Genomic DNA, 528 nt, shown 5'->3' on the forward strand with positions numbered 1-528 from the left:
TTTTGTAAACACCATAAGGAGCATAAAACTGCAGGATATAAAGCAGTTCCTGGGTGCTGCCGGAATTGCCGGCTTCCTTGTGAAGGGGCTGTTTGGTGAACTCAGAGGCTTGCCTGCTGAGCCCAAGGGCAAGGAGGAAAAGGAGCCTGCTTCAGGCGGCGCCGAAAGAGGCCTGATGAAGGTGCTGCATGTACTCACGGGAGTATTCGGTGTCTTAAAGAGTGTCTTTGACAGGATAGCGGGAGGACTCAGCAGGATAATCGGGATAATAAATATAACCCCGAAGCCCTGGTTTGCCCCCTTCAGTGCCATATATGCCGGAGTGGTTAAGGCTATGGAGATGGTGCCCAATCCAGCCAATGCACTGAATGAAGGAGTGGACAAGCTTAAAGAGGCAGCAGGAGAATTCTTCGGCAGCATAAAAACCAAGGTGAAGGATATAGCGGGAAGCATAAAGGAAAAGGTAATGCTGCTGGGAAACCCTGCGCAGCTAATGAAGCTCCTGGCTAACAAGGCCATAGACATGGT

Annotated in this window: 1 pseudogene; it reads left to right on the forward strand. The window is 50.6% G+C overall.

Annotation, left to right across the window (positions count from 1 at the left end):
• Window positions 1-528: pseudogene (locus CLHUN_RS21725) on the forward strand (hypothetical protein); the annotation flags it as partial.

This window comes from Ruminiclostridium hungatei, assembly GCF_002051585.1.
Lineage (GTDB): Bacteria > Bacillota > Clostridia > Acetivibrionales > DSM-1351 > Ruminiclostridium > Ruminiclostridium hungatei.